Origin of the sequence: Dyadobacter sp. CY347, from assembly GCF_021502655.1 — a bacterium.
Lineage (GTDB): Bacteria > Bacteroidota > Bacteroidia > Cytophagales > Spirosomataceae > Dyadobacter.
Genome location: NZ_JAKFFT010000016.1, coordinates 46,288 through 60,221, shown reverse-complemented (window position 1 = coordinate 60,221; position 13,934 = coordinate 46,288). Strand labels below are relative to the sequence as shown.

At 44.5% G+C, this 13,934-nt stretch carries 10 protein-coding genes; 6 read left to right on the top strand and 4 right to left on the bottom strand.

Annotation, left to right across the window (positions count from 1 at the left end):
- Positions 1 to 161: 161 nt before the first annotated feature.
- On the bottom strand, positions 162 to 506 hold the full coding sequence (locus L0659_RS26165) for a hypothetical protein (protein ID WP_235129569.1): 345 nt from the start codon (positions 504 to 506) through the stop codon (positions 162 to 164).
- A 188-nt stretch (positions 507 to 694) separates the two neighbouring features.
- On the opposite strand from L0659_RS26165, the gene L0659_RS26160 reads away from it, so the two are divergent.
- Together L0659_RS26160 and L0659_RS26155 are read left to right on the top strand one after the other, a co-directional pair.
- On the top strand, positions 695 to 2,959 hold the full coding sequence (locus L0659_RS26160) for an ATP-dependent helicase (protein WP_235129568.1): 2,265 nt from the start codon (positions 695 to 697) through the stop codon (positions 2,957 to 2,959).
- Positions 2,960 to 3,072: 113 nt separating this feature from the next.
- Complete coding sequence (locus L0659_RS26155; RefSeq protein ID WP_235129567.1) at positions 3,073 to 4,569, top strand: DUF4301 family protein; 1,497 nt, start codon at positions 3,073 to 3,075, stop codon at positions 4,567 to 4,569.
- A gap of 77 nt (positions 4,570 to 4,646) precedes the next feature.
- Here L0659_RS26155 and L0659_RS26150 read toward each other — a convergent pair whose 3' ends face one another.
- Both L0659_RS26150 and L0659_RS26145 read right to left on the bottom strand, forming a co-directional pair.
- Positions 4,647 to 5,120 (bottom strand): Lrp/AsnC family transcriptional regulator, encoded by a 474-nt coding sequence (locus L0659_RS26150; protein ID WP_015813234.1) that lies wholly within the window; start codon positions 5,118 to 5,120, stop codon positions 4,647 to 4,649.
- 185 nt (positions 5,121 to 5,305) lie between these two features.
- Positions 5,306 to 6,247, bottom strand: coding sequence for a GDP-L-fucose synthase (locus L0659_RS26145; RefSeq protein WP_310590720.1), 942 nt, complete (start codon positions 6,245 to 6,247; stop codon positions 5,306 to 5,308).
- A gap of 95 nt (positions 6,248 to 6,342) precedes the next feature.
- Here L0659_RS26145 and L0659_RS26140 point away from each other — a divergent pair, with 95 nt between their 5' ends.
- Both L0659_RS26140 and L0659_RS26135 read left to right on the top strand, forming a co-directional pair.
- Positions 6,343 to 7,353 (top strand): toxin-antitoxin system YwqK family antitoxin, encoded by a 1,011-nt coding sequence (locus L0659_RS26140; protein ID WP_235129566.1) that lies wholly within the window; start codon positions 6,343 to 6,345, stop codon positions 7,351 to 7,353.
- A gap of 75 nt (positions 7,354 to 7,428) precedes the next feature.
- Complete coding sequence (locus tag L0659_RS26135) at positions 7,429 to 9,129, top strand: hypothetical protein (RefSeq protein WP_235129565.1); 1,701 nt, start codon at positions 7,429 to 7,431, stop codon at positions 9,127 to 9,129.
- A 2-nt stretch (positions 9,130 to 9,131) separates the two neighbouring features.
- On the opposite strand, the gene dacB is transcribed toward L0659_RS26135, so the two are convergent.
- Positions 9,132 to 10,472 (bottom strand): D-alanyl-D-alanine carboxypeptidase/D-alanyl-D-alanine-endopeptidase, encoded by a 1,341-nt coding sequence (gene dacB, locus L0659_RS26130; protein ID WP_235129564.1) that lies wholly within the window; start codon positions 10,470 to 10,472, stop codon positions 9,132 to 9,134.
- 86 nt (positions 10,473 to 10,558) lie between these two features.
- Here dacB and L0659_RS26125 point away from each other — a divergent pair, with 86 nt between their 5' ends.
- Together L0659_RS26125 and L0659_RS26120 are read left to right on the top strand one after the other, a co-directional pair.
- Positions 10,559 to 12,508, top strand: a complete 1,950-nt coding sequence (locus L0659_RS26125; protein WP_235129563.1) for an ATP-dependent DNA helicase RecQ — start codon at positions 10,559 to 10,561, stop codon at positions 12,506 to 12,508.
- Positions 12,505 to 13,932: a DUF5723 family protein gene (locus tag L0659_RS26120; protein ID WP_235129562.1), complete on the top strand. Its 1,428-nt coding sequence runs from the start codon at positions 12,505 to 12,507 to the stop codon at positions 13,930 to 13,932. Before L0659_RS26125 ends, L0659_RS26120 begins: the two co-directional genes overlap by 4 nt.
- Positions 13,933 to 13,934: the final 2 nt, after the last annotated feature.

Sequence of the window (13,934 nt, the reverse complement as noted above, 5' to 3'; positions counted from 1 at the left end):
ACTCGTTGTCTAGCCGTCTGCTAAACCGTTGTTCCCGATTGGGAGTGCAAAAGTGCAGGCTTTATTTTTTATAAGCAAGCACTAGACAGAAATATTTATCAACTTTTTTGAAAGTTTTTCCTAACCGCTTCATAATCAGAATCGACCGTTAAAAAGTTTTTTCAAATATTTTTAAAGTATTCAATGACATGCATTTTTAAAAGCGCTTCCTGCTTCAAAATGTCGCCCATAGGCAGCGCCCGCTCTAATTTGTAATGTGGCCAGCCTTCCTTGTCTATATGTTCTAATGTATAATAGGATGACAAACTAAGAACCTTACATATTCCTATATGCATCAGATCCTGCTTTTGCTCCTTTGTAAATCTTTTCGCCCCCTGCCCCAGCTCCTGAACGCCTACCAGAAACAAAACCCCATTGAGATCTCCAGGCTTTTTTCCTATTAACTCTTCAAGCTTGTCCAGCAAATGTTCCCATTGCATTTCAAGAGGCTGATCTTCGATATTCATATATAATGTTACAATTGTCTGTTCGGAATAAACCGTCAAATCTACTTTGACGTTCTCAGTATACAATACAATTTTAGAAAGCCCGGTTTGAACTTTATGAAACAAACATTGGAAGAATCCTTTTGATGGTTTTTCCTAACTTTGGTTTTTGCTGTAATTAGATTGATAAATTGGATAAGCATAATATTTTGAATCATAACGAATATTTGTCAACGCTTAACGAACCTCAACGCGAGGCGGTTTTGCATGGTGATGGGCCTTTGATGATCATAGCGGGTGCAGGTTCGGGGAAAACGAGGGTCCTTACTTACCGCATTGCGCATTTGATCGAGAATGGCGTTGACCCTTTCCGTATTCTTTCGCTGACTTTTACCAATAAGGCTTCGGGCGAAATGCGTCACCGGATCGAAGGAGCGGTTGGGACGGAGGCGAGAAACATCTGGATGGGCACATTCCACTCGGTTTTTGCGAAGATCCTGCGGATTGAAGCGCGTTACCTGGGATATACAAGCGATTTTTCAATCTACGATACAGATGATTCCAAGTCGCTTTTGCGGAGCATTATAAAGGAATACAATCTCGATGATAAGGTTTATAAGGCTAATGTGGTTTTCAATCGGATTTCCGGTGCGAAAAACCGGCTTGTTTCAGCAGATGACTATCTGGCCAACCCGGCGATCCAGGCGGATGACGAAGCGGCGAAGATGAAAGAGATCGGCAGGTTGTATAAAACATATGTAATGCGCTGCTTTCAGGCGAATGCGATGGATTTTGACGACCTGCTCTTTAATACGAATGTCCTTTTCCGCGATTTTCCTGATGTACTATATAAGTATCAGCACAAATTCCAGCATGTGATGGTGGATGAGTTTCAGGATACGAACGTCTCACAATATTTAATTACCAGAAAACTTTCGGCGGTTCACCGGAACATCGTAGTTGTTGGTGACGATGCACAAAGCATTTACGCATTCCGCGGGGCTAACATTGAAAACATCCTCAACTTCGAAAAGGACTTCCCGGATGTGAGGGTCATCAAGCTCGAACAGAATTACCGCTCAACGAGCACAATTGTGAATGCTGCCAATTCAGTTATTGCCCGTAATAAGGCGCAGCTCGAAAAACGGACATTTACAGATAATGAGGAAGGTTCATTAATAGATGTCATAAAAGCTGGATCGGATAACGAAGAAGGCAGGCTGATTGCGACAGCAATTTTTGAAGAGAAAATGTCGAAAGCGCTGCGAAATGAAAATTTTGCTATCCTATATAGGACCAATGCGCAATCCAGGTCCTTTGAAGAAGCGCTTCGTAAGCTTGGAATAAAATACCGGATCATCGGCGGACAATCTTTTTATCAAAGAAAAGAAATCAAAGACTTGCTTGCTTACCTGCGTTTTACCGTGAACCAGCGCGATGAAGAAGCATTCAAACGCATCATAAATCTCCCCAAAAGAGGAATAGGCGACGGAACGGTGGCAAAAATTGCTGTTGCAGCGTCTGAAAACAGCATTGCGATCTGGGAAGTGGTTGCTAACATTGGAAAATATGCCAGCGGCAGGACCATTACGCCGATTGAGCAGTTCGCGACTTTGATCAAAAGCTTTAAAATCATGGTCGAAGAAGGCAAAGACGCTTATGAGGTTGCGGCTCACATTGCCAAAACCTCCGGAATTTTGCGGGAATTGTATGAAGACAAAACGGTGGAAGGGCTTTCGCGCTACGAAAACGTCCAGGAGTTGCTGAACGGGATCAAGGAATTTGTGGATAACGAAGAAACCGAGGACAAAACATTAAGCGCTTTCCTTCAATCTGTTTCCTTATTAACGAACGCCGACGAGCCGGACGATAATAATGATAACGACCGCGTGACAATGATGACCATTCACTCTGCGAAAGGCCTGGAATTCCGGAATGTATTTATTGTAGGATTGGAAGAAGACCTTTTCCCAAGCCAGATGATGCTCGAAAGCCGCCAAGACCTGGAAGAAGAAAGAAGGCTGTTTTACGTGGCTATCACCCGGGCCGAAAAGAAACTTTCTTTCTCCTACGCAGAAAGCCGTTATCAATGGGGACGATTGAAAATGTGCGAGCCGAGCCGTTTCCTGCTCGAAGTTGATCCGCATTTCCTGAATGTTTCCAACATGCTTCACGGAGCGCCTACGCGGGATAGCGTGAGTCCTGTAACGTCCTTTGCCCGAAATTTAACCCAAAGAAAACCCGCTCCGACCCCATCCAGCACGACAGTTTCGCATACGCCGTCCGAAGATTTTGTACCCACCGACACATTTGACCTCAAAGAAGGAGACAAAGTGGAACATTTGAAGTTTGGTTTCGGAGAAGTAACGAGGATGGACGTGAATGGCACAGACCGCAAGGCAACCGTTAATTTTAATCTTGTCGGAGAGAAAACTTTACTGCTAAGCTTCGCAAAGCTCCGGATTTTGAAATAAATCGCTTAGCATGATTATAGTACGTTTGTCGGCAGCTTTAATGTTTTATCTCCCTCACTACACTTCTAAAAACTAAAAATTACCCTAAAACTTCACCATTAAACAACATGAATATGTTTATTGAAAAAGACATTATACAAATACAAGAACGCGGAAGCGATATTGCCACAGTAGAAGAACAAGTCAATTATTTTGTAAACGGATTCCCCTTCCTCCAACTTTCAAAGGCTGCCACCGTTGGCGACGGCATTATCCGCCTGACCGACGACCAAATTGCGACAGTAATCAGTGAATTTGATAAAAGTGCTTCGGACGGAGAAATTGCACTCTTGAAGTTTGTCCCTGCTTCCGGCGCAGCGACAAGAATGTTCAAATCCCTTTTTGGATTTTTGCAGGATGATAAAAAGGACAAATCTGTTGAAGAGTTTTTTACCAAATTAAAAGACTTCGCATTCTATGAGGATTTGAAAACGTCCCTGGCTGCGGATGGCAACAACATCGAAACAGCGGATGAAAAAACCATTGCTTCCTATTTCCTGACTAACAAAGGATTAGGCTACGGAGAATTGCCAAAAGGCTTGCTCAAATTTCACAATTACGCAGAACGTTCGAGAACGCCATTAGAGGAACATTTGGTAGAAGGCGCAAAATATGCCAATGCAGGAAGCAATGTCCAGATCCATTTCACGGTTTCGCCCGAGCACCGCGATAAGTTTGAAAAACTGGTTGTAGAAGTGCTGCCGACTTACCAAAGCGAATTTGGCGTGCGCTACATTGTTTCGTTTTCGGAACAAAAAAGCTCAACGGATACCATTGCCGTTAACCTCGACAACACGCCCTTCCGTGAAAAAGACGACAGCTTATTGTTCCGCCCGGCAGGTCACGGCGCATTGCTGGATAACTTAGGACAGTTGGATGCGGACATTATCTTTATCAAAAACATTGACAATGTTGTTCCTGACCGCATTAAGCAGGACACCATTACATATAAGAAAGCATTGGCTGGAATTGTATTAAGTTACCAAAAACGCATTTTCGCCTATCTTGAAAAACTGAAAAATCAGGCGAATCCGGCATTGCTAAGCGAATTGGACGCTTTTTTCAAGACAGAACTTTGTGTGGTGCCTCCTGCTGACCTTGATTCCTGGTCGGATGATCAGAAAGCCATTTATTTTCAGAAAAAGCTGGACCGGCCTTTGCGTGCTTGCGGAATGGTTAAAAACCAGGGAGAACCGGGCGGCGGGCCGTTTTGGGCTGAGAATGCAGATGGTTCGTCATCATTGCAAATTGTAGAATCGGCGCAGGTGGATGTGGATGACGAGTCTCAAAACAGCATTTTCAAGAACTCAACACACTTTAATCCTGTGGATCTGGTATGCGCTGTGAAAAATAGCAAAGGCGAATTGTACGATCTGAAAAAATTCCGTGATCCATTAACGGGCTTCATTACCGGAAAATCGAAAGACGGTAAGGAGCTGAAAGCGCAGGAATTGCCTGGATTATGGAACGGCGCAATGGCCGATTGGAACACATTGTTTGTAGAAGTACCCCTGATCACATTCAATCCGGTAAAAACGGTGAATGATCTGCTGCGCGAGCAACACCAATAAAAGTCATTTATATACCAAATAAAAAACGCCAGATTTTGAAGTCTGGCGTTTTTTATTTGATGGCTTAGTAAAACCCATCAAGGGATCGGCAATACTTTGCTTTCTTTAAATGTTGAAAGAATCACCATTGTCTGTGTGCTGGCTACTTCTTCAATTTCATTTATTTTTTCAAGCATCAATTTCTGATATGTGCTGATGTCTTTTGAAATCACACGAAGAAGAAAATCTCCTGTTCCGGTAATGTGATGACATTCAATCACTTCTGGAATCGCGTGTATCTTTTCAACAAAAGACTCTGTGACTGCTTTTCTGTGCCCAACCAGGGAAATTTGTACAAATGTGCTTACGCCCAAGCCTACTTTTTCCGGCTCCAATTGCGCATGATAGCTTTTGATAATTCCTGATTGCTCTAATTTTTTGACACGCTCCAAAGTGGGTGCAGGCGATAAGCCTATTTCTTTGGACAGTTGTGCGTTGGTTATTTTTGCGTTCGTTTGTAAGATCTCCAGTACTTTACGGTCTATCTGGTCTAACTTAATAATGGCCGACATTTCTCTATGACTAAGGTTTTATATTGCGCCTTTTTTAGGACGCTGCAAAACTAATTAGTTTCCCGAAGAATCTTACAATTATATACTGAAAATTTGTCAAAAAATAGAATTATCGTAGGCGAAAACAGAATTTAGTTTTGAAATATTAGGCTTTTACCAATTGTAACTTCTAGTATTCAATTCGTTTACACTGCGTAAGTTTCGATTTTTTGGAGAAAATCCTGGTAAGTAACCGCTATTCCATCCTCCAATTCGACGCGGTGTTTCCAGCCAAGCGCGTGCAGTTTGCTCACATCCATTAATTTACGTGGCGTGCCGTCGGGCTTATCGGTATTCCAATGAATTTCTCCCGTATAACCGGTTACACGCTGGATCATTTCGGCGAGTGCCTTAATGGACACATCTACGCCTACTCCGACATTCAGGAAACCAGGTTCGTCATAGTTTTGCATTAAGAAATAACACGCATCTGCAAGGTCATCAGCATGCAAAAACTCCCTCAACGGCGATCCCGTGCCCCAAAGCTCCACAAACGGCTTGTTCTCTTCCTTCGCCTCGTGAAATTTGCGGATCATGGCCGGCAGCACGTGGGAGTTGTTCAGATCGTAATTATCATTCGGGCCGTAAAGATTCGTAGGCATTACGGAGATGAAATTGCACCCATATTGTGCGCGATAGGCTTCACACATTTTGATTCCGGCAATTTTGGCAATGGCATAAGGTTCGTTGGTAGGTTCCAAAAGCCCGGTTAACAGCGAATCTTCATGAAGCGGCTGCGGCGCCAGTTTCGGATAAATGCAGCTTGATCCCAGAAACATCAGTTTTTTGGCATTCGTCCGGTATGCGCTGTCTATGACATTATTTTGGATTAATAAATTATCATGCAAAAATTCGGCCCTGTAAATGTTGTTGGCCATAATGCCGCCCACTTTCGCCGCCGCCAGAAAAACATACTCAGGACGTTCGGTTTCAAAAAAGTTTCTGACCGCACTCTGATCACGCAGATCGAGCTCAGAAGAGGTTTTGAGCAGGAAATTATCGAACCCTTCCTTAACCAATTTCCGATGAATGGCAGAGCCTACCATCCCGCGATGTCCGGCAATATAAATTTTAGCACTTTTTTCCACTGCGTTTTTTTAAATTTGTGCGTTGATAATCAATATAGAAATAATCAATTCGTTACAAAAGTAACAATCTTGCTCTGAAGAAAAATTCAATACACATGCAAAGAATCATTCTTTTATGGTGCCTTTTCGCTCTTATAATGGCAGAAACGGCATCGGGGCAATCGGAACAGAGCACAGAGACACCTGCCTGGCTGCCGAAAGAAACTGTCAAAAAAGATACGGTTAACCGTTCCAAAGGACTTAAATCCTTTGTTTCAGGCCTGGACCCTGTTATGGGCACATCGGTCCCTGGTACCAATGGAAAGCCTACGAGCCTGACAACATTATTTGGCGAGACTATTCCGGACCTTGGTTTGAAGGTTAAAGAGTATAAAAGCCAGAAGAAGGATCGCAAGAGCAAAAAAGAGAAAGCCAAGCTTGCAAAGGTGCAATATGAAGGCATACCTATGCAAAGCATGTCTGTAAAATACGGAAGTGGCGACCGCGCAACGGTTGAATATTTTCATGTTTTGAAAGAATACAAACCCTTGAACCAATATGTCCTTGGGGCCAACACGCGCTGGTACGACAAAAAAGGCAAAAAATTGAGCTCCGCCCTCATCAAGGACAAGGAACAAGCATTGCCGCTTCACGGCTCTTACAAGAAATACAGCGGAGAAAATCTGATAGAGGAAGGTTTTTACTACATGGGCGTAAAGGATGGCCGCTGGGTGAAATACGATACGAAGTTCAATCTGATCGACAAGTCGGTTTGGGAGCAAGGCTTCCCTGCGGAATCACGCATTACTTATTATGACTCAGCGCACAGCCAGGTCAAAGAGGTGTTGCCAGTGATGTTCGGGCAGGTTGAGGGTGAATATCTGCAATTTTATAAAGAAGGCCAGTTGGCAGTGAGCGGCAAGTACGATGGCGGTGCCAAGATCGGTCGCTGGGTTGAATATTATCAATTCAAACGTCAGCGCAAGAAGGAGATCCAATATCCGAAGTCGGGCTGGGATGAAGAATTTGAGCCATTTGTGCTCCGGGAATGGGATGAAAAGGGCAAACTGCTTTACGATTACACCAAGGATCCACGTGCCTCAACAGAAGAGGAAACGGAAAATTAAAGTCCCGGATGGTGGAAAATCCTCATTCACCTGCTTAATTAGCGTGCTGGATTCCCGGCACGAATGAATTGAAATATGTTTTTGACTCTCCTAGGCTTTGTCCGGAATAAGATCTGGCTGGCATTTTTGTTGTGTATTGCTCCCATTATCATTTATATCTGGGTTTTTAAATCTATTGCACTGAATGTCAATTACGTAGCCTTCGACGACATTCTTGTTTTCGGCATTATTCCTGAGTTTGAAAAGGCAACCTGGCCCGAACGCTGGCAATTGCTGACCACATTATTTCCCGAGCACCGCCTAGTTTTTTCCCGTTCGGTCATCCTTCTTTTCTATGATCTTTTTGGCCGCGTTAACCTCGTCTGGTTAATGATCGTGGCCAACATTTGCTGGGGATTGTGCGCATTTATTTTTTACAAAGCATTTCAAAAGCTGCACATTTCAATCTGGTATTTTGTGCCGGTCATGTGGCTTTGGTTTAACATTCAGTCTTACGAAAACATCTTTTGGGGAGTTAGCTCGCTTTGTAATTTCGGGGTGATATTGTTTGTGTTATCTGCGCTTTACTTTGCTGCCTATCATCCCAAGCAGGTTTTTATCAGCTTGATTTTCGCTACGGCGGCCACATTTACCTATGGAAATGGCTTAATGGTTTTTCCGGTTATCGCGCTGATGTTCCTGATTACCGGCCGCCGGAACCAGTTTTTCACCACCGTGCTTTTCACTGCATTAATCGCGCTCATTTACTTCCTCGACTTCACACCCATCACCCAAAATCTCAGCTTTTCCAATCCGCAGCAAGTTAAGGAAGGCTTTTTCGGATTATTCGGTTTTATTGGCTCCATTGCCACATTAAGCGCTTATAGCATTCCATTATCGGCAATGTACATTGCCTCCGCGTTCGGAATGCTGTTGGTGATCGCATTCATATTTTTATACCAAAAACAGATTTTGCCCCTTTGGAATGCTGCCTGGTTAAGATCAAAATACACCAACCGGACAGCCATATTTGCGCTTGCTATCCTTATTTTCATTGGCATTACCACGCTTGCGCTAACCTATAAACGCATTCCTACCGATACCTTTGCGGGCATGTTCAAAGGACGTTACCGGATGTATTCTACCATGTGCTGCATTGCATTGTATTTTGCGTTTCTGAGCCTGAGAAGTCATCACGCGAGGCTGCGTTTATCTCCTGTTTTGCTGGTGTCGGCCATTGTTTTGAATTTGGTGATACTGCACGGCAACTTTGCAGAAGCCGTAAATTACCGCCGTTCCGCCGTTACCCAGGAATTTAATGCACGCTATAATGCGGATTGGCTGGGTATCCGCATGTTTTCTATGGACCAAAAACATTTTGAGAAAATCAGGGCTTATTACAACTCCGCGGACCCACTGGCCGAAGGCTGGAACCCAAGAGCGGAGTTGAATAATATCGCTTGCGACAGCATATATAGCCCTGATCTGATCGCAAGGTCGGGAGATTATCTGGCCATTAATTTTGAACAGGATTTTTTCAAACCGGTGAAAGATTATTCAGATGGCGCTTATGTGATTTTAAAATCAAAAGACCACGTTTATACAGCACCGCCCAATCAATCCGCGGTGCCCCTGAAAACGACCATTCGCCGGGGAATGTATTTTAATAAGGGAGCTTTCGCCACTTTTCACCTGGCTACCATTGAGCCCGGGAATTATTCTATCTTCCTGTTAATCCGGAAAAACGGGCAAAATAAGATTTACTGCACCGGAAAGACCTGGACCGAGGTTGATTAACTTCAAAATTTGTCGTGCAATCCGTTCAGGATACGTTCCACTTCTTTTCTGATTTCACTGCCGGGACGGGTGAAATTGTTGTTCATAAAACTAAAAACCAGCGTTTTCCCCTTCCTGGTGATCAGATAACCACTAATGTTGTAATTGTTACTAAAACTGCCTGTTTTGGCAAATACAAATGGCTTCTCGCCTTTGAACTGGTTGCTTAACGTGCCGGATTTGCCGCCGGCTGGCAAAATCTTAAACAACTTTTCCTGCGGCACTTTCTGATGGATTTTTTGAAGCAATGCTGAGATTGTTCTCGGTGTAAAAAGATTATATCGGCTTAATCCTGAGCCATCCTTCCAAACCAGCTTATCCGGCATATCGCCCATATGGTGCTCAATAGCGTGTGCTATGGCCTTTTCTGTATTCAATGGCAGACCATTTGCCGACGCGTAGAGCAGCATGAGTTGTTCCGCCAGCATGTTATCGCTCACCTGCATCATTCTTTTATAAAGCGAATCAGACGGAATGCTGTTCACCTTTTGCAGCTCGATTTCCAGCGGAATGTTGATTAGTTTGATCTCCTTTTTCAATGTATCGCTCAGCAATTGCACCGTAACGGCATCCGACATCCGCACGGGAACGTCCTGGATAAGCCCTTGCGGCACACCTAATTGTGAATGACGGAACAGATTCTGCATTTCGTCCCGCTCAATGCCCGAAACCGTTGTATCGAAAACAGTGGCTTTGTCCCAGAATGCGGGAGAAACCTGAAACCTTTTAACAGCCTTTGCCTGAGTTCCGGGAGTTAACTCGTCAGATTCTACCTCCTTAGCAGCATTGCCGGTTAGTGTATTTGCAGAAAAACGGGCAATGTTACCGTAAACCGGCAAAGGAGAAATTTCCGCTTGATAATAATCATTATAATCGCTCCACGCCCAACCCGTGCCAAAGCGTTTGTTTTCGAAATTATAAGGTGTGAAAAAGATCGGTTCTTTTCTGTTTTTCAGAAATTCAAAAACCTTGCTTTTGGGCAAATCCGGATGCAAAAGTGAGGGGTCACCAGTGCCGCGGATGATGAGCAATTCACCCCATTCCAGATATTCGAGGCCAGGAATTGAATCGCCAAGGGCACATAATCCTGCGTAGTAAGTGAATAATTTGGTGTTGGATGCGGGGTTGTAATATTTGTTGCTTTGATAAGCCGCCAGCTCTTTTTTCTCCCCCAGCTTCTGAATCGAAACGCCCGTATGCTGCTGACTAAGGACTGTAGAATTCTTTAATTCTCGTTTTAAATAATGGGATACCGAGCAACCTGAAAGCATTAAAACACTAACAAAGAAGATAAGCGTGCGCATGGAGTATCATTAAGAATTACATTGGCAAAGGTAACATTTTACCATTACTTTGCATTTCATTTGCTGCGCACTAGAATTTAACTCTGATGACTGATCTTCATGCTATCCTGAAGCAATATTGGGGTTACGACACTTTCCGCCCTTTTCAGGAGGATGCGATCAAAACAGTCCTTAATGGCATCGATACGCTCGTCCTGCTCCCGACAGGCGGTGGCAAGTCTGTGTGTTTTCAGGTTCCTGTGCTTGCTATGGAGGGCGTTTGCATTGTGGTAACACCGCTCATTGCATTGATGAAAGATCAGGTGGAGCAGCTTAAACGCCGGTCCGTTTCGGCGGCGGCGATACATTCCGGCATGAGCAAAAATGAGATCGATATAACGCTCGACAATTGCATACACGGTCACACAAAATTTTTGTACGTCTCTCCCGAAAGGTTACGGACCGACATTATGGTTGCCCGGGTGAAGCAAATGAATGTTTGTCTGCTTGCCATTGATGAGGCGCATTGCATTTCTGCCTGGGGCTATGATTTCAGGCCGGCATATCTTTTGATTTCGGATTTCCGGAAAATAATCGCCGGAGTTCCATCGCCCGCCGGAAAACGTCGGGATGTTCCTGTAATGGCGCTCACTGCAACTGCGACCGAAGAAGTAAGGGCTGACATTCTTGAAAAACTCGAAATGCGCAATGCGCGTGTTTTCAAACAATCCTTTGCACGCGCAAACCTTTCCTATTCCGCTTTTTCTGAGGAAAATAAAGAGCGCAAACTGCTGCAAATTCTGAAGAATGTCTCAGGAACTGCGATCGTATATGTACGGACGCGCAAGCGCACGAAGGAACTGGCCGATTGGCTTAACAGACAAGGCATTAGCGCACAAAATTATCACGCTGGCCTACCCTTCCGTGAGCGCAGCGACCGCCAGACGGCTTGGATTAAAAATCAGGTCAGGGTTGTGGTTGCTACCAATGCATTCGGGATGGGGATTGACAAGCCGGATGTGCGCGCGGTGGTCCATTTTGATCTTCCGGATAACCTTGAAGCTTATTACCAGGAAGCTGGCCGGGCCGGCCGGGACGAGCAAAAGGCTTATGCCGTGGCGCTGTTTACCAAAATTGATTTAGAAGAGCTTTCTGAAAGTGTAGAGCGAAAATATCCGCCGATAGAAGTTCTGAAAAGGGTTTACCAGGCTGTTGCCAATTATTACAAACTGGCTGTGGGCGGAGGCGAATTTGCAAGTTTTGATTTTGATATTCAGGAGTTTACCGGAATTTTCGGTCTCGCCGTAAATGAGACGCATTATGCGCTGAAACTACTTGAAGAAGAAGGTTTTCTGCAACTGAGCGAGAGTTTTAATGATGCTTCAAAAATCCATTTTCTGGTCGATAACCGGCAATTATACGATTTTCAGATACGTTACCAGGAAATGGATTCGTTTATCAAGGTAATTCTGAGGATGTATGGCGGGGAATTGTTTACGGAATATGTGCGGATCTCGGAAAATGAACTGAGCCAGGTCTATTTTGCGCCGGAAAATGAGGTTGTGAAGAAGCTCAAATTCATGCACGAGCGCGAAATCATTGACTATGAACCCAGAAAAAGCAAACCGCAGCTCACATTCCTGACGCCGCGATATGATGCAGCATTATTACCGCTTAATGTTTTTGAAATAGATAAGAAAAAAGACCGCGACATTAAAAAGGCGCGCGCTGTGGCACATTATGCATCCCACACCCGCATCTGCCGGACTTTGCTTTTATTGGAATATTTCAATGAATTTGATGCAGAAGCATGTGGAGTTTGTGACATTTGCATTCAAAACAAGAAAAATGAGCTGGTTCAAAATCCCGAACTTGAAACCGTGCTGGCCTCTTTTTTAGAGCAAAATGGCCCGGTAACGCCGAATGAGCTCGGCAAAGCATTTGAGAACATTCCCGAAAAGGAATTTTTACTAACATTACAACAATTGATCAAAGAGGAAACGATCCGGTATGACCATACGGGAAAATTATCCTTGACTAACAAAACTCAACATTGAAAAAAACAGTCCTTACCTTCGCACTATTCCTTTGCATTTTATCACAAGCGGTTTACGCTCAGCAGATTCCGGGCCTGGAATTAAGCAACTATGGAGGCTTGTACAGGGCCACGCGCAACCCCTCAGTCCTCGGAGGGCCCAAACACAAGTGGCAGATCAACATTGGAACATTGGGCGGGAGCATTAATTACCGATATTTTAATTTCGTAGGGGAAAATTCCCTTTTGTATCCGCTGCTGATCCCGCATTCAACCAAAGAACTCTACGGCCGCTCCCGGACAACAGGATCTCTGCTAAACGACGACCCGGTTTATACAGTCAGTGAAATTCGCTGGCCTTCCGCAATGATCGCCCTTGGTAAATATCAGGGACTCGCATTGCAATTCAGGACGAGAGGATTTGTGCAAGGCAATAACCTCCCCGACCCGATCCAGACATTATATTTTCACAGACTAGACACCGGCAGCACGCCACCAACCGACCAGCCGTGGGGCGATTTTAATCTGGTACAGCAAAGCTTTTCGGATGTAAGTGTCTCCTATGGGGTGCAGTTACTCGATTTTGACGCGCACAAATTACGCCTCGGCATTACCGGAAAGCGCGTTTTTGGTGCCAGGATTGGCTATTTGAATGGTTCTGCCGATCGTTACAGCATTCGCCCGCTGTCTGGTGTGGATGACACGAGCGAACTGGCTATCCAAAACTTCGCTTTCGAAAGCGGATATAGCAACCCAAATAAGAAAATGCGCATTTCCAACCTCTTTAATTCGGATCAATATGGCTCTGGCTGGGGTTATGATCTGGGTTTTTCTTACGAGCTCGGCGCTTATTGGGGTAAATCAAAAGAGGTTTTCGACGAAAGCCCGGAATATCTGGTGCGGCTTTCGGGATCATTGACAGATGTGGGTTCTATCCGTTACAAAACAAATCGCAGCAAAGTGAGTTCGGGACGTGAAGCACAAGCTGTTGTGGGCCAAAAAGAATTGGAGAACGTAAGTGACAAAGGACCGGAAGGTTTCATGACGCTGTTCCCGTCTGAGCGCGACACAACATTCCAGAAAACAATACAGCTTCCACAAGCCCTTCATTTAGAAGCAGATATTCAATTGGTAAAAGGTTTTTTCCTGAATTTATCTAAAACAAAACCCTACAAACGCAGAAGCGGCGAATATCTGGACACTTACCAGCTCGAAGCATTTACAATCACACCCAGATTTGAGGACGAAGATTCCGATTTTTCCTTCCCGATTTCATTTATTAAGGGAAACAATAGGCCATCCATTGGCGCTGTCGGGCACTTCGGGCCGGTTTTCTTAGGGTTCAGTAATGTGAATGGTCTGCTGAAAAAAGGCGGGGCGAGGGGCAGCATGGTTTATTTAGGTTTTACTGCCTGGAAATTGAACAGGAAAAAAGACGCGGAATGATC